General features: G+C 68.9%; 14 protein-coding genes. 8 read left to right on the top strand and 6 right to left on the bottom strand.

Annotation, left to right across the window (positions count from 1 at the left end; genetic code table 11):
* Positions 1-17: 17 nt before the first annotated feature.
* The 3 genes from RXV90_RS06960 to RXV90_RS06950 form a co-directional block, all read right to left on the bottom strand.
* Positions 18-1,049 carry a TRAP transporter substrate-binding protein gene (locus tag RXV90_RS06960; RefSeq protein WP_410482350.1) on the bottom strand — a complete coding sequence of 344 codons (1,032 nt, stop codon included), beginning with the start codon at positions 1,047-1,049 and terminating at the stop codon, positions 18-20.
* Positions 1,050-1,175: 126 nt separating this feature from the next.
* A complete protein-coding gene (locus RXV90_RS06955; protein ID WP_316647787.1) occupies positions 1,176-2,384 on the bottom strand; it encodes a 3-hydroxybenzoate 6-monooxygenase in 1,209 nt (402 codons plus the stop codon).
* Complete coding sequence (locus RXV90_RS06950) at positions 2,381-3,418, bottom strand: cupin domain-containing protein (RefSeq protein WP_316647786.1); 1,038 nt, start codon at positions 3,416-3,418, stop codon at positions 2,381-2,383. Before RXV90_RS06950 ends, RXV90_RS06955 begins: the two co-directional genes overlap by 4 nt.
* A 100-nt stretch (positions 3,419-3,518) precedes the next feature.
* On the opposite strand from RXV90_RS06950, the gene RXV90_RS06945 reads away from it, so the two are divergent.
* Genes RXV90_RS06945 through RXV90_RS06935 form a run of 3 tightly spaced genes read left to right on the top strand, consistent with a single transcriptional unit; the run spans position 3,519 to position 6,022 of the window.
* Positions 3,519-3,995, top strand: coding sequence for a MarR family winged helix-turn-helix transcriptional regulator (locus RXV90_RS06945; protein ID WP_316647785.1), 477 nt, complete (start codon positions 3,519-3,521; stop codon positions 3,993-3,995).
* Positions 3,996-4,052: 57 nt separating this feature from the next.
* Positions 4,053-5,255, top strand: coding sequence for a 3-oxoadipyl-CoA thiolase (gene pcaF, locus RXV90_RS06940; RefSeq protein ID WP_316647784.1), 1,203 nt, complete (start codon positions 4,053-4,055; stop codon positions 5,253-5,255).
* Positions 5,252-6,022: a PaaX family transcriptional regulator C-terminal domain-containing protein gene (locus RXV90_RS06935; protein ID WP_316647783.1), complete on the top strand. Its 771-nt coding sequence runs from the start codon at positions 5,252-5,254 to the stop codon at positions 6,020-6,022. The genes pcaF and RXV90_RS06935 overlap by 4 nt, the downstream gene beginning before the upstream one ends.
* Positions 6,023-6,307: 285 nt before the next feature.
* On the opposite strand, the gene RXV90_RS06930 is transcribed toward RXV90_RS06935, so the two are convergent.
* Positions 6,308-6,748 (bottom strand): ester cyclase, encoded by a 441-nt coding sequence (locus RXV90_RS06930; protein WP_316647782.1) that lies wholly within the window; start codon positions 6,746-6,748, stop codon positions 6,308-6,310.
* Positions 6,749-7,046: 298 nt separating this feature from the next.
* Between RXV90_RS06930 and RXV90_RS06925 the strand changes: the two genes are divergently transcribed.
* From RXV90_RS06925 to RXV90_RS06915, 3 genes are all read left to right on the top strand, one after another.
* Positions 7,047-9,452: a GcvT family protein gene (locus RXV90_RS06925; protein ID WP_316647781.1), complete on the top strand. Its 2,406-nt coding sequence runs from the start codon at positions 7,047-7,049 to the stop codon at positions 9,450-9,452.
* Between the two features lie 95 nt (positions 9,453-9,547).
* Positions 9,548-11,290, top strand: a complete 1,743-nt coding sequence (locus tag RXV90_RS06920; RefSeq protein ID WP_316647778.1) for a type I secretion system permease/ATPase — start codon at positions 9,548-9,550, stop codon at positions 11,288-11,290.
* Positions 11,287-12,591, top strand: coding sequence for an HlyD family type I secretion periplasmic adaptor subunit (locus RXV90_RS06915; RefSeq protein ID WP_316647777.1), 1,305 nt, complete (start codon positions 11,287-11,289; stop codon positions 12,589-12,591). The genes RXV90_RS06920 and RXV90_RS06915 overlap by 4 nt, the downstream gene beginning before the upstream one ends.
* Here the strand turns inward: RXV90_RS06915 and RXV90_RS06910 are convergent.
* Complete coding sequence (locus tag RXV90_RS06910; RefSeq protein ID WP_316647774.1) at positions 12,566-13,609, bottom strand: Gfo/Idh/MocA family protein; 1,044 nt, start codon at positions 13,607-13,609, stop codon at positions 12,566-12,568. The genes RXV90_RS06915 and RXV90_RS06910 overlap by 26 nt on opposite strands.
* An 85-nt stretch (positions 13,610-13,694) precedes the next feature.
* On the opposite strand from RXV90_RS06910, the gene RXV90_RS06905 reads away from it, so the two are divergent.
* Complete coding sequence (locus RXV90_RS06905) at positions 13,695-14,495, top strand: N-acyl homoserine lactonase family protein (RefSeq protein WP_316647773.1); 801 nt, start codon at positions 13,695-13,697, stop codon at positions 14,493-14,495.
* Between the two features lie 33 nt (positions 14,496-14,528).
* Complete coding sequence (locus tag RXV90_RS06900) at positions 14,529-14,909, top strand: RidA family protein (RefSeq protein WP_316647772.1); 381 nt, start codon at positions 14,529-14,531, stop codon at positions 14,907-14,909.
* Positions 14,910-14,919: 10 nt separating this feature from the next.
* Here the strand turns inward: RXV90_RS06900 and RXV90_RS06895 are convergent, their stop codons facing one another.
* Positions 14,920-15,600: a cyclic nucleotide-binding domain-containing protein gene (locus RXV90_RS06895; protein ID WP_316647771.1), complete on the bottom strand. Its 681-nt coding sequence runs from the start codon at positions 15,598-15,600 to the stop codon at positions 14,920-14,922.

Below are 15,600 nucleotides of genomic sequence, written 5' to 3'. Positions count from 1 at the left end.
CGCCCGCCCCCTGCCTCTTAGCCGTCGTATTCGTCGATCAGCGCGCGGGCCTCGTCGATCAGCGCCTGGCCGTCGATGCCCTTGGAGTTCATGTCGGCGACCCATTCGTCGTAAATGGGCTGCACCGCCGCCTTCCAGGCGTCGAGATCGGCGCCGGAGACGGTGACGATGTTGTTCCCCAGATCCTCGGCGATCTGCCGGGCCGGGCCATCCGCATCGGCCTGGGTGCCGCCGGCGAAGACCGAGAATTCCTCGCCCGACTGGCTGTCGATCACCGCTTTCAGGTCATCCGGCAGGCTGTCGTATTTTTCCTGGTTCATCGCGAGGACGAAGGTCAGCGTATAAAGCGCGACGCCTTCGAATTCGGTGTGGTTCTCCACCAGTTCCGGCACCTTGAGCGCGGTCGTCACTTCCCACGGGATCGTGGTGCCGTCGATCACGCCTTTCGAGAGCCCTTCGGGCACGGCGGGCACCGGCATGCCGACCGGCGTGGCGCCGACCTTCTCGAGCAGCGTGTTCACCGTGCGCGAGCCGCCGCGGATCTTCATGCCCTGCAGGTCGTCGGGCACGACGACTTCCTTGTTGGTGTGGAACATGCCCGGCCCATGCACCCAGGTGCCGAGGATCTTGATGCCCGCGAACTCTGTGTCCTTCATGTGCTTTTCGAACATCTGCCAGTAGGCGCGCGAGGCGGCGCGGGCATCCGTCATCATGAAGGGAAGTTCGAAGACTTCCGTACGGGGGAAGCGGCCCGGAGTGTAGCCCACCACCGTCCAGACGATATCGGCCACGCCGTCGACTGCCTGATCCATCAGTTCGGGCGGGCGCCCGCCAAGCTGCATCGAGGGAAAGCGATCGACCTTGATGCGGCCGCCCGAGGCCTCTTCGACATTGTCGGCCCAGACGTCGAGCACGAGTTTCGGGACGTTGGCCTGCGCGGGCAGGAACTGGTGCAGCTTGAGCGTCACCTCCTGCGCCATGGCGGCGGTCGACAGAAGGCCCGCGGCCAGCGTCGCGCCCGCCAGTTTGAGAAGCGGTCTGCGTTTCATGAGTGGTATCCTCCCTGGATCACTGAGCATGGGGCCCCGTTGGCCGGGGCACCCGGTATTCGTTTCATGGCGCAAGCGTTCACGAAGCCATGCGTTTCGTCAATGGCCGTGTCGGCCACGGATCTGTTACGTATCAGCGCCTCCCGTCGCGCAGGTGCCATCGAGGCCGTTCGAGCCGTAGAGCCAGGCGACCGTGTCGTACCATTCGGCGGGGGTTTTCGCCGCCATGATGGTGTTGCGGAGCGCCGCGTGGGCGCCTTCCGGGTGGTAGACATGGGTGCCGACCTCGCGCGACTGAAGCTGCACCCGCGCGGTGCGGAGGCGGCGGCGGGCGGCGTAGCTTTCGAGGGCCCGGGCGGGATCTTCCCCGGCGCGGCCCATCTCGTCGGCGAGGCAGACCGCGTCTTCGAGCGCCATGCAGGCGCCTTGCGCCATGTATTGCAGCATCGGATGGGCCGCGTCGCCCAGAAGCGCGGCGCGGCCGTCCGTCCAGTCGAGAATCGGATCGCGGTCGCACAGCACCCAGTGCTTCCAGTCGCGCCCCTTCTCGATCACCTCGCGGGCGAGCGGCGCCACGTGATCGAAACCGCGGGCGACCTCTTCATGGGAGACCGGTTTGCCGGCGACGGGTTCGGGGGCGTCGTTGTGATAGGTGACGACGAGGTTGAATTCCTTCCAGTTGCTGAGCGGATAGTGGACGATGTGGCAGCGGGGCCCGGCCCAGAGCGTCGCGGCATTCCAGCGGAGCGCCTCGGGCATCTCTTCGGTCGGGATCACGGAGCGGTAGGTGGTGTGGCCCGAGACGCGGGGCGCGCCGTCGCCCGCGAGTTGGGCGCGGACCGCGGACCAGAGGCCGTCGGCGCCGATGAGCGCGCGGCCCGTGACGGCCTCGCCCGATGCGAGGGTGGCGGTGACGCTGGTGCCGTCCTGCGCGTAGCCGGTGACCGCGGCGGAGGTGCGGAGTGTGACCCGTTCATGCGCCTCGCAGGCCGCGAGGAGGACGCCGTGGAGCGCGCCGCGGTGGACCACCGCATAGGGGTTGCCGAAGCGGGCGCGGAACGCCTCGTCCAGCGGGATGCGGGCGATTTCCTCGGCCGTCAGCGCATCCATGAGGCGGAGGTTGTCGATATAGACCGCGAGGTCGCGGGCCGCCGGGCCGATGCCCAGCGCATCGAAGGCGTGGAAGGCGTTGGGGCCAAGCTGGATGCCCGCGCCGATTTCGCCCAGTTGCGACGCCTTTTCGAGGACGAGGGTGGCGATGCCCTTCTGGGCGAGGCCCAGCGCGGCGGCGAGCCCGCCGATGCCGCCGCCGGCGATGAGGACCGGGAGGGTCACCGGGGGCGTTCCTCGTAGTAGCCGAGCTTTTCCTGAAGCGGACGGTCGTGGATGCGGATGAGGTAGGCGGTGTCGTGGGCGTGGTGATCGATCTCGGCGAAGACGGGGGCGGTGAAGGTATCCTTCGGCCCCCAGTCGATCGTCTTGCCGTCGACGGTCGTCCGCCCCGTTCCCGCGACCACGTGGAAGGCGGCGGAGGCGGAGCGTTTCGGCGGGCGGTGCGCCGTGCCGGGGGCAAGGCGCATGGCAGTGAAACCCATGGTGGGCAGCACGTCTTCGCCGGTTTCGGGATTGATGTAGTCGAGTTCGGCCAGGGCGGCGTCGGTCGCCGCGGCCATCTCGTCGAGGGCCGCGCGGGTGCGCGTCCAGGGATAGCGGTTCTGGGGGTAGCGGGGCCGCGCGCGTTCCGGCCCGCGGGTGGGCGCGAGACCGGCGGCGCGGTATTCGACCTGGGAGGCGTCGGGGCGGTTGCGGTGGGCCTGAAGGTCGCCTTCCTCGGCATAGGAGCCTTCGAGCATGACGAAGAGCGGCAGGTCGAGCGCGTCGAGCCAGACCACCGGGTCGCTGCCCTCGTGCCCGTGATCGTGCCATTCGCCGCCCGGGGTGAGGATCAGGTCGCCCTCTTCCATCGGAAGCTTCTCGCCATCGACGATGGTGAAGCCGCCCTGCCCCTCGACCAGCACGCGGACCGCAGAGGGCGTGTGGCGGTGGGCGGGGGCGGTTTCGCCCGGAAGAAGAAGCTGGAGGCCGAGATAGATCGTGGCGGTGGCCTGCATCGCCCCCGCGCCGCGCCCCGGATCGGAGAGGACGAGGACGCGGCGTTCGGCCTTTTCGACGGGCGTGAGTTCCCCGGCGCGCAGAAGAAGCGGGCGCACATCGCCATAGCGCCAGTGGCCGGGCCGGGTGGCGGGGTTGGGCGCGCCGTGAGGCAGGACGTTGCGCATCATCGGCCAGAGCGGCGCGACGCCGGCGGCGGCCATACCGGCGCGGTAATCTTCCGGCAGCTCCTCGAGCGTGCCCAGGGCTTCCGACATGGTGTATCCTCCCTTCGCCTCTTCCGGGCGCCAATTTAGTGAGTATGCCTATTATATGTGTACTGGTCAATTACCCTCCACGTCCCTATCTTCCCCCCGCATGGCAGATATCTACCGGATGCCGGGCCACCTGATCCGGCGGCTTCACCAGATTTCGACCTCCGTCTTCCTCGACGGGGTGCGCGCGGCGGGACATGACATCACCGCAGTGCAATTCGCCGCGCTGACCATGGCGGCGCGCCATCCCGGGATCGATCAGGCACGGCTGGCGGGGCTTATCGCCTATGACCGGGCGACGATCGGCGGGGTGCTGGACCGGCTGGAGGCGCGGGGCTTTGTCGCCCGAGAGGTGAGCCCGACGGACCGGCGGGCGCGGGTGGTGAAGATCACCCGGGCCGGGCGCGCGGTGCTGGAGGAGGTGACGCCCGCCGTCGCGGCGCTTCAGGACGAGATCCTGCCGGGGCTGACGGCGGAGGAGCGGGAGACCTTCATCCGGCTTGCCGAAAAGGCCTCGGCCGCCGGGAACCGGCGGAGCCGGGCGCCGCTTCTGCCCGCCGACCCATTACCGTCCGATTGACTTGGCGCGGCCCGGGTAACATATCTGGGCGCCTCAACTGACCGGGAGGGGACGGCGATGGAAGCCCTGATCTGCGATGCCGTGCGCACGCCCGTGGGGCGGTACGGGGGCGCGCTGTCGTCGATCCGCGCCGATGACCTGGCCGCCCTGCCGATCCGCGCGCTGATCGAGCGGAACGGGGGCGTGGACTGGAACGCGGTCGATGACGTGATCTTCGGCGCGGCGAACCAGGCGGGCGAGGACAACCGGAACGTGGCGCGGATGGCGGCACTTCTGGCGGGGCTGCCCGAGACGCTGCCGGGGACGACGCTGAACCGGTTGTGTGCCTCGTCGCTTGATGCGGTGGGCCAGGCGGCGCGGGGGATCCGGGCGGGCGAACTGGACCTTGTGATCGCGGGCGGGGTGGAAAGCATGAGCCGCGCGCCCTTCGTGATGGGGAAGGCGGAGGCGGCGTTTTCGCGCAGCGCGGCGGTGTACGACACGACGATCGGCTGGCGCTTCGTCAACCCGGCGATGAAGGCGGCCTACGGAACCGACAGCATGCCGGAGACGGCGGATAACGTGGCCGCGGACTGGGGCGTGAGCCGGGCCGACCAGGACGCGTTTGCCGCGAGAAGCCAGGCGCGCTGGGCGGCGGCGGAGGCGGCGGGGCATTTCGCCGACGAAATCGTGCCGGTGGAGGTGCCGCAAAGGCGCGGCGACCCGGTGGTGGTGACCCGGGACGAGCATCCCCGGCCCGGAACGAGCGTGGAAAAGCTCGGCACGCTCAAGGGGATCAACGGGGCGGATCTGACGGTGACGGCCGGGAACGCCTCGGGCGTGAATGACGGGGCGGCAGCGCTTCTTCTGGCCTCGGGCGCGGCGGCGGAGGCCCATGGGCTGACACCCCTTGCCCGCGTTCTGGGGATGCAGGCGGCGGGCGTCGCCCCCCGCGTCATGGGGATCGGCCCGGTTCCGGCGGTGCGGAAGCTTCTGGACAAGGCGGGGCTTTCGGTCGGGGAGATCGGGGTGATCGAGCTGAACGAGGCCTTCGCGGCACAGGCGCTTGCGGTGTTGCGCGATCTCGGCATTCCGGACGATGCGGAGCATGTGAACCGGAACGGGGGCGCGATCGCGATCGGCCACCCCCTGGGCATGTCGGGGGCGCGGCTGGTGACGACGGCGGCCTACCGGATGCGGCGCGAGGGCGCGCGCTACGGCCTTTGCACCATGTGCGTGGGGGTAGGCCAGGGCGTGGCGCTTTTGCTGGAGCGGGTGTGAGCGGGGCACCGATTGCCCGGGCGGTGGCGGCGCTGACCGGTGACGGGCCGCCGCGCGTCTGGTCGCTGATCGTGACGTTTTTCGGGGATCTCGCGCAGGGCCCGGGCGCGGAGGTGCCGGGGCCGGTGCTGAGCCGCGTGATGGGGGCCGCCGATATCCGGCCAGAGGCGATGCGCGTGGCCCTGCACCGGCTGAAGCGGGACGGCTGGATCGACAGCGCGAAACGGGGCCGGACGGTGGATTACAGCCTGACCGCCCGGGGCCGTGCGGAGAGCGCGGCGGCGAGCCCCAGGATCTACGGGCGGGCGGAGCCTGCGCCCTGGCGGCTGTTCAATGCCGCGCAGGGAGAAGCGGCTGCGCTTGACCCCCTGCTCGCGGGCGGAAGCCATGTGGCGCTGGCGCCGGGGCTCGTGGCGGGGCCGATGCCCGGCGGGGCGGTGCCCGAGGGGATCTTCGTCTCCCAGCCCGGCGCGGTGCCCGGCTGGGCGCAACGGGCGGTCTGCCCCGAGGCGCTTGTCGCCGCGGCGGCGGCGCTGGTGCAGACCCTGGAAGAGGTGGCGCGCGATGTTGAGGCCCCTGGGCCGCTGGAGCGCGCGGTGCTGAGGGTGCTGATCGTGCATCGCTGGCGGCGGATCGTCTTGCGCCTGCCGGACGCGCCGGAGGCCTTTCTGCCCGAGGACTGGCGCGCGCTTGGCTGCGCGGCGCGGGTGGCGGAGGTGCTGGACGCCCTGCCCCGGCCGGAGATCGCCGAGATCGGCGGCGGCTGACCCACCCCGGGGCGGTGGTGGCCCGCCCCCCCCCTCGGGCAACGCCACCGCGACCACCTTCATCGGGCCCGTGCCCCTGATCTCGCGCGCCCCCCCCCGCAAGACACCACCCAGAACCGGTCGGGCAAGAGCGCGGGGCGCCGCCTTCCATCCCGGAGGCCACGGTGTCCGCGCGCGCCAGAGATCGCGGGCGCATTCGCGTTCGCCGATGACGCCCGCGACGACCGGCCCCGAATTGCCGCCGATCCGCAGGCGGATGTCGAAATGCGCCCGTTTCCCCCGGCGTCAGCCCTCCGCCACCAGCCTGCCGCCGCAGGCCTGAACCAGGGTGAAGAGATCGGGCCCGCCCCAGTGGTCGGCGAACCGGCCATCTTCCACCCGGATCATGTCGAGCGCCAAGGTGACGACCGAGCGGCCCGAGGGCGGAAGCCCGAGAAGCGGGCCGTCATGGGTGCCGCGCACGGTGGCGCGGAAGGTGGCGAGATCGCCCTCCACCACGATCTCGTGCAGCGTGAGTTCCCAGGCGGGAAAAGCGCGGCGGATGCCTTCGAGGCGGGCGCGCTGGGCGGCGAGATCGAGGGGCGCGGCCCCCGGGGCGAGGTGGCGCCGGTAATCGGGGGCGCAGATCTCGTCCAGCAGATCGAAGCGCCCGGCATTCAGGACCTCGGTGACGTAGCGGGTGACGAGGGCGCGGATGTCGGGCGCGCGTGTGTCCGGGGGCGGCATGGGCATTCCTTTCTGGTGCGCGAAAGAGCCTAGACCGCGGCGCCCACCGGAGGCGAGGGGTTTCGCCGCCTGCGGCGTCGAGGCGGAGGGGGCTCTGCCCCCGCCTCCCTACGGTCGCCCCCCCCCCCGGAGTATTTTCGCCAAAATGAAGCGCCCCCCCGGCGGGACGGTACCCCGGGTGGCGGGGGCGGCGCGCGGCGGGAAATGTCGCGCGGGGACCGGCATTTGACGCTCGGGGGGGCACCCAGGTGCATCCCGCGTGGTGAGATGCGGGCAGGACAGCCGGGAGGGGACACGCATGAAATCTCAGTACAGGGTCGTCGTGATCGGGGGCGGCGTGGTGGGGGCGTCGGTGCTTTATCACCTTGCGAAGTGCGGCTGGAGCGACGTGGCGCTGATCGAACGGAACGTGCTGACAGCGGGCTCGTCCTGGCATGCGGCGGGGGGGATCCACGCGCTCAACGCCGATCCGAACATGGCCGCGCTGCAGGCCTATACGATCGATCTTCTGCAGGAGATCGAGGCGGAGAGCGGCCAGTCGATCGGGCTTCACATGACCGGGGGGGTGACGGTGGCCTCGGCGCCCGCGCGGTGGGAGTGGCTGCAATCGGCCTACCGGATCTTTCAGTCGATCGGGATCGAGGATTGCCACCTGATGACGCCCGAGGAGGTGAAGGCCGCGTGCCCGATCATGGATATCGACGGGGTGATCGGCGGGCTTTGGGCCGACCGGGAAGGCTATGTCGACACGACCGGCACCGTGCACGCCTATGCAAAATGCGCGAAGATGCGCGGGGCGGAGGTGATCGAGCACAACCGGGTGCTGGAGTTGCACTGGAAGGGCGATCACTGGGAGGTGGTGACCGAGAAGGGCACGGTGAAGGCCGAGCACGTGGTGAACGCCGGCGGGCTTTGGGCCAAGCAATGCGGGCGGATGGTGGGGCTCGATCTGCCGGTGTCGCCGCTGTCGCATCACTATCTTCTGACCGAGAGCATTCCGGAGATCGAGGCGCTTGATTTCGAGGTGCCGATGACGGTGGACCTGGAGGGGTTCACCTATATGCGGCAGGACCAGAAGGGCATTCTCGTCGGAATCTACGAGGTGAACCACCAGCACTGGATGATGGACGGGGCGCCGTGGGAATACGGGATCGAGCTTCTGCAGGAGGATATCGACCGGATCGAGGACGAGCTGACGCTGGCGTTCAAGCGCTATCCCTGCCTGAACGACGTGGGGATCCGGAACTGGGTGAACGGGGCCTTCACCTTCTCGCCCGACGGGAACCCGCTGGTGGGCCCGGTCGCCAGCGTGCCGAATTACTGGCTGGCCTGCGGGGTGATGGCCGGCTTCCTGCAAGGGGGCGGCGTGGGCAAGTCGCTGGCCGAATGGATGATCCATGGCGATACCGAGGCCGACAGCTGGCCCATGGATATCGCGCGCTACGGCGCGTTCGCGTCGAACAAGGACTATATCCGCCAGACCACGGGGCAGTTCTATTCGCGCCGCTTCGTGATGACCTATCCGAACGAGCAGCTGCCCGCCGGGCGGCCGCTGAAGACGGCCGGGGCGCATGACGCGATGACCGGCGCGGGCTGCAAATGGGGCGTGTCCTGGGGGCTTGAGGTGCCGCTTTACTTCGCACCCGAGGGGTTCGAGGAGGAGCCGACGCTGAACCGGTCGAACGCCTTCCCGATCGTGGCGGAGGAATGCCGGGCGGTGCGCGAGGGCGTGGGGCTTCTCGATATCTCGGGCTTCTCGCGCTACGAGGTGTCGGGGCCCGGGGCGGAGGCCTGGCTTGACCGGGTGATGGCCTCGCGCCTGCCGGGGCCGGGGCGCGCGCGGCTGGCGCCGATGCTGTCGCCCGAAGGCCGGATGAAGGGCGATCTCACGGTCTTCAACTGGGGCGACGGGATCTGGTGGATCATGGGATCCTACTACCTGCGGGAATGGCATATGCGCTGGTTCCGGGGCTGCCTCGACGATGGTGTGACGGTGCGGGATATCTCGGACGCGACCGTGGGGTTTTCGCTGTCGGGCCCGAAATCGCGCGAGGTCATCGAACGGCTGACGGAGGCGGATGTGGGCGCCCTGCCCTTCATGGGCTGCGGGACGTTCGACATCGGGCTTTACCGCTGCAAGGTGGGGCGGCTGAGCGTGACGGGCGAACTGGGTTACGAGATCAACTGCGGCGCGGCGGAACATGCCGGGCTGAGGCGCGCGCTTCTGGAAGCGGGCGCGGAGAGCGGGATCCGGGAATACGGGTTCAATGCGCTGCTGTCCCTGAGAATCGAGAAGAGTTTCGGCATCTGGTCGGCCGAGTTCACCCAGGACCGGACGCCGGCGATGGTGGGGATGGATCGCTGGATCGCCTGGGAGAAGGGCGATTTCACGGGCCGGGACGCCGCGCTGCGCGAACGCGAGGGGAACGGGCTCGAGCAGGTGCTGGCGACGCTTCGGGTCGATGCGGACCGGGCGGATGCGAGCGGGTACGAGCCGATCTGGGCAGATGGCAAGCGGGTTGGCTTCGTGACCTCGGGCGCCTATGGGCACACCACTGGCCATTCGATCGCCATGGCGATGATCGACCGGGATCACGCCGCGCCGGGAACGCCGCTCAGCGTGCACGTGGTGGGGCGCGAGCGGGCGGCGGAGGTGATCGCGCCTTCGCCCTACGACCCCGACGGACGCGCGATGCGGGGGTAAGCGCGGTTTCGCGGCCACGCGCGGGCAGGAAAGCCCCTAAAATGCCCGTCATTTGGCTGGAAATAGCCGTGGGTCGGTGACAGGCTGCGCACAGGATGGCGAAGAAGACGACACCGGGGACCGGAAGGTCCGAGCTTGCCCTGTCGCGGGTCGCGTCGGGGGGCCTGTTTCGTTCGACGCTTCTGTTCAGCATCTTCACCAATCTTCTGATGCTGACGGGGCCCTTGTTCATGCTTCAGGTCTATGACCGGGTGCTGGCCTCGCGGTCGGAAGAGACGCTTCTGGCGCTCTTCGGGCTCGTCGCGATTCTGTATTTCTTCTATGGCCTTCTGGAATATGCGCGCGGCCGTGTGATGGCCCGGGTCGGCGCGCGGTTTCAGACCGGCCTTGGCCCGCGGATCTTCGAGGCGATCGTCGCGCGGTCGGCGATGATCGGGGCGAAAGGCCCGGCGAAGGGGAGCTTGCAGGATCTGGAGGCGATCCGGAATTTCCTGTCGTCGCCGGCGCTTCTGGCGCTGTTCGATGTGCCCTGGACGCCCGTCTTCCTGATCGCGATCTTCATTTTCCATCCGCTTCTGGGGTGGCTGGCGGTGGCGGGGGGCGGCCTTCTGATCCTCGTGGCGCTGGCGAACCAGCTTCTGACCCGGAAGGCGCAGGATGTGGCGCAGGGCAAGAGCGGGGCGGCGACGCGGTTTGCCCAGCAGGCGGAGGCCGGGGCGCCCCTGATCCGGGCGCAGGGGATGCAGCCCGCGATGACCGCGCGGTGGCAGGCGATGCAGGCCGACGCGGTGAGCGACAGCCTTTCGGCGCAGGACCGGACCGGGGGCTTTACGTCGTTTTCCAAGGCGTTCCGCTTCTTTCTTCAGTCGGCGATGCTGGCGGTGGGCGCGTGGCTTGTGCTGCAGACCGAGGTGACGGCGGGCGCGATGATCGCAGCGTCGATCCTTCTGGGTCGGGCGCTGGCGCCGGTGGAACAGACGATCGGACAATGGGCCGTGGTGCAGCGCGCGCGGCTGGGCCGGGCGAACCTGGCGGAGCTTCTGGACGAGGTGCCGGAGGAGGAGGAGCGCACGCCCCTGCCCCCGCCCGCGGCGCTTCTGGAGGTGACGAACCTCGGGCTGGCCTCGAGCCCCGGGCAGCCGCCGATCCTGCAGGGCATCAATTTCGACGTGCAGCCCGGCGAGGCGGTGGGCGTGATCGGGCGGTCGGGCGCCGGCAAGACGACGCTGGCGCGGCTTCTGACCGGGCTGACCCGACCGACGGTGGGCGAGATCCGGCTGAACAAGGCGACACTGGACCAGTATGGGCCCGAGGCGCTGGGCCGGTATCTGGGTTATCTGCCGCAGGACGTGGTGCTGTTCGAAGGCACGATTGCCGAAAACATCGCGCGGATGGCGACCGACCCCGATCCCGAAAGCGTGGTGAAGGCGGCGCAGAGGGCCCGGGTGCACGAGATCATCCTGAAACTGCCCGCCGGCTATGACACCCGACTGGTGCCGGGCGATCCGCGCCTGTCGGGCGGGCAGAAGCAGCGGCTGGCACTGGCCCGCGCGATCTATGACGACCCGGTGTTCCTGGTGCTGGACGAGCCGAATTCGGCGCTCGACAACGACGGGTCCGAGGCGCTGAACGCCGTGGTCACGGACATGAAGGCGGAAGGAAAGGCCGTGGTGATCATGACCCACCGGCCCACCGCGATTTCGGCCTGTGACCGGCTTCTGGTGGTCGATGGCGGGAAGGCCGTGGCATTCGGTCCGCGCGACGAGGTGATCAAGTCGATGATGCGCAACGCCGAGGACGTGAGCCGGGTGGTGAAGCGCGGGGCGGCGAAACCATGAGCGCGCCCGGGCCGAAATGGAGCGCGCGGCTGCCGCTGACGATCGGTTTCGCGGCGATTGCGCTGATGGTCGGCGGGATCGGGGCGTGGAGCGTGGGCACCCAGATCGCGGGCGCCGTGGTGGCGCGCGGGATCGTGGAGGTTGAGGCCGAGCGGCAGGTGGTGCAGCATCCCGATGGCGGGGTTGTGGGCCAGATCATCGCACGCGACGGCGACCGGGTGGCGACGGGGGATATTCTCGTCCGGCTCGACGATACGTTCCTGTTGTCGGAACTGGCGACGGTCGAGGCGCAGCTTCTGGAGATCCACGGCCGCAGCGCGCGGCTGGCCGCCGAGCGGGATGCGGCCGAGAGCCTGGAGATCACCGAGATCCCCGACTACCGGACGCTTTCGGAACCGCAGGTGGTGGACCAGATCGCAGGCCAGATTTCGCTGTTCGAGGCGCGCAAGGTGTCGCTCGCGCAGGAGCTTGAGCAACTGGGCGAACAGCGGGTGCAGATCGACAAGCAGGTGGAGGGGGCGGAGGCGCAGCTGACCGCGCTCGACCGGCAGCTTGAGATCGTGTCGAGCGAGCGGGAGAACCTGGAGGGCCTGCTGGCGCAGGGCCTCGTGCAGGCGAACCGGGTGCTGGAACTTCTGCGCGAGGAGGCGCGGCTTCAGGGCGAGATCGGGGCGCTGACGGCCAATGTGGCGGAGGCGCGGACACGGCAATCGGAACTGGCGATTCAGGCGCTCAGGCTGACGGACGGGCGGCGCGAGCAGGCGATCACCGAATTGCGGGATCTGCTTTATTCCGAGATCGAGCTGAAGGAACGGCGGGTGAGCCTTGTGGAACAGCTGAACCGGCTGGACGTGCGGGCGCCGCTGGCGGGCACGGTGTTCGACAGCAAGGTTCTGACCGTGGGCGCGGTGGTGCGCCCCGCCGATCCGATGATGTTCATCGTGCCGGGCGATCAGCCCTTGCAGGTGTCGGCGCGGATCGACCCGATCGACGTGGACCAGGTGTTTCCCGGTCAGCCCGTATCGCTGATGTTCACGACCTTCAGCCGCAGGACGACACCTGAGATCGCGGGCGAGGTGGTGCGGGTGTCGGCCGATGCCGTGACCGACCAGGCGACGGGGGAAACCTATTACGAGGCCGTAGTGTCGCCCGATGCCGACGCGGTGGCCGCCCTGCCCGACATCACGCTTCTGCCCGGCATGCCGGTGGAAGCGTTCCTGAAGACCGAGGACCGGACGCCGCTGGCCTACCTGACCCATCCGCTTACGGTTTATTTCACGCGGGCGTTCCGGGAAGAGTGATGCGGCGACCTTCCGCATCGGCGCGGTAGGCGGCCTCGGTCGCGACGATCACCGGAAGATAGGCGCGGGCCTGGTTTTCGATCTTGTCGGGCGTGTCGCGGGTGTCGGCCACATGGGTGATCAGCGCCTCGACGCAGCCGCCGCCGAACGCCGTGTCGTCGACGGGATCGGTCACGGGGATCACCTGCCACTCCGATGCGCCGAAGGGGCGGAGGCGGACGGTGCCCGCGCCGTCGAGGGTGAGGGTGCCGCCCTCTCCCACGATCTCGAGCTCTCCCATCGTGCGGCGGGGGTTGTCGCTGGCGTGATCGGCGAGGCGGTTGCCGTCGAAGAGGCTGCGGCAGCCGCCCTCGTGGGTCAGGACCATGAGCCCCGCGTCTTCGCCTTTCAGGACCGGGTTCAGTTGCCGGAGATCGGCCCAGACGGTTTCGATCCCGCCAAAGAACCAGCGGAACAGATCGATGAAGTGGACGGCGGTTTCCTCGATCAGGAGGCGTTCCATCTCGCGGAAACGGGGCTGGCGGGAGAGGTACGCGTCATCCCCGCGCCCGTCGCCGGGGCGGAGGCAGAAGCGGGCCTGCCAGACCGTGCCGAGGTGGCCCGCGTCAAGGACGCGGCGGATCGTCCGGTGCCAGGGCTGAAAACGGAAGTTTTCGTGTATGACGAGGGTGGTGCCGGCCGCTTCGGCCTCGGCGGTGATCGCCATGGCCTCGGCCAGCGAGGTGCAGAAGGGTTTCTGGCAGACGATGATCCGGCCCGGGGCGAGGCATTGGCGAATGAGCGCGGCATGGGCCCCGGGCGGGGCGACGATATCGACGATGGCGGGGCGGGTGGCGGCAAGGAGCGCGTCGGTGCTGTCGAAGGGATCGACGCCGTGGGTTTCCGCCGCCCAGGCGCGGCGGGCGGGATCGGGATCAGTGGCGCCCGCAAGTGCGAGGCCGGGACGGCGCACCCAGGCCGCGAGGTGGAACTGGCTGAAATAGCCGAGCCCGATCACCGCGACGTTTTCCTTCTGCATCCGCGTCCCCCCCTTATCCGGCCATTGACGCCCTTCCCCTGCGCCGACACTCTGCCGCGAGGGTCAGGGCGTGCGGGAGGCTGCGATGGACCAGCACTGGGAGGTTTATGCGGTCAAGTATGCCGACCGCAATGCGCGGGTGCGGGGCGACAGCTTCATTTTCGACGATCACCCCGCCGCGCCGCACGGGATGGATTTTTTCGTGTGGGTGCTGAGATCGGGGGATCGGACGATCCTTGTCGATACCGGATACGACGAAGGAGAGGGGGCGCGGCGTGACCGGCCGATCCTGCGCGATCCGGCGGTGGCGCTGGGGGCGCTGGGGCTGGCGGCGGAGACGGTCGAGACCGTGATCATCACGCATCTGCATTACGATCATGCAGGCGGTCTTGATCGCTATCCCATGGCGACGTTTCACCTGCAGGAGGCCGAGATGGCCTATGCCACGGGGCCCTGCATGTGCCACCCCGCGATGCAGATGCCGTTCACCGCGGACCATGTCTGCGAGATGGTGCGGCATGTCTATTCGGGGCGCGTGGCGTTCCATAAAGGCAGCGCGGAGGTGGCGCCCGGGGTGCGGGTGCACCGGACGGGCGGGCATTCGCGAGGGCTTCAGGTTGTCGAGGTGGCGACGGCGACGGGGCCCTTGTGCCTTGCCTCGGATGCGGCGCATTTCTACGAGAATTTTCAGGCCGGCAAGCCGTTTCCGATCGTGATCGATCTGGAGGACATGCTGGAGGGGTTCAAGGTGATCCGGCGGCTGGGCGGGGGCGACGATGCCCGGGTGATCCCGGGCCATGACCCGCTGGTCAGGGAGCGGTTTCCGGAGGCCGGGACATCGGGCTTCGTCTGGCGGCTGGACAAGGGGCCGGTCGCGGGCGGATAGGCGCGGCACACCAAGAGGGAAAGGGAGACAGGAATGGATATCGAACGTCACATGGTCGAGGGGCAGATGGCACCCGTGAGCCACTATTGCCATTCGGTGCGCGCGGGCGAGCTGATCTGGGTGTCGGGCATCGTGGGGATGACGGCGGACGGGTATATTCCCGAAGATACGGTGGAGCAGTTCGACATCGCGCTGGCCGCGATGGATGCCTGTTTGCGGGCGGCGGGCGGGAGCCCGGAAACGGTGACGAAGGTGCAGGTGTTTCTGACCGACATTTCCGAGCGCGCCGCGATCAACCCGGCGCGCGTTGCCTATTTCGGCGAGCACCGGCCCGCTTCGACCCTTGTCGAGGTGTCGGCGCTTGTCGATCCGCGCATGAAGGTCGAGATCGAGTGCATGGCCGTGGTGGCCTGAAGCCCGAGGCTCAGGCGACGCGCGAACTGGGAGAGGCGACGGCGGCGGGAGAGCCCGCGCGGGCGACCTTGGCGGCCAGATCGTGGGAAATCATCGCTTCGAGGGCGAGCTTGAAGCGGACCGAGCGCTCGCTCTTGCGGCGGACCTGGGCCACGTCCCATTCGAGGATTTCGCTGCCCGCCGCGATCCAGGTGGTGGCCGAGGCCGGAACGCCGGTGAGGCAGCCGATTTCACCGAGGAAGATATTGTCTGGCAGCGGGAAGCTTTGCCCCTTCTTCTCGGCCTGCGCACTTCCCTTGAGGATGTAGTAGAGCGTCTGGACCGGCGCGCCTTCGCGGGTGGCCTCGATTTCATCTTCGAGCACATGGCGCTTCGCGCAGAGGATGATCGAGCGGAAATCCCCCGGGGGCAGAAGATCGAAGCTTGGATAGATGTCGCGATGCTTGTGCGGGATCGCGGCATGGGAGCGGCGGAACCAGAGGAACATGAGCCCGATGACATTGGCGCAGCCCGTCGCCGTGCTCATCCACATCGCCGCCCAGAGCGGTTCGGCCGCAGCGGTGGCGTAGTACCAGATGTAAAGCGCGGTGCCGATCAGCATCAGGATCCGGAGGATCCACTGATTGATAATCAGGTAGCCGAGGACAAACAGAAGCCCCGCGGCAAGGACGATAAGTTCCGGCTCCACCAT

The sequence above is a fragment of the Ovoidimarina sediminis genome, from assembly GCF_032586175.1.
GTDB classification, from domain to species: Bacteria; Pseudomonadota; Alphaproteobacteria; order Rhodobacterales; family Rhodobacteraceae; genus Ovoidimarina; species Ovoidimarina sediminis.
The sequence above is the reverse complement of the archived record's forward strand: the minus strand, read 5'-3'. Positions and strand labels throughout refer to the sequence as shown.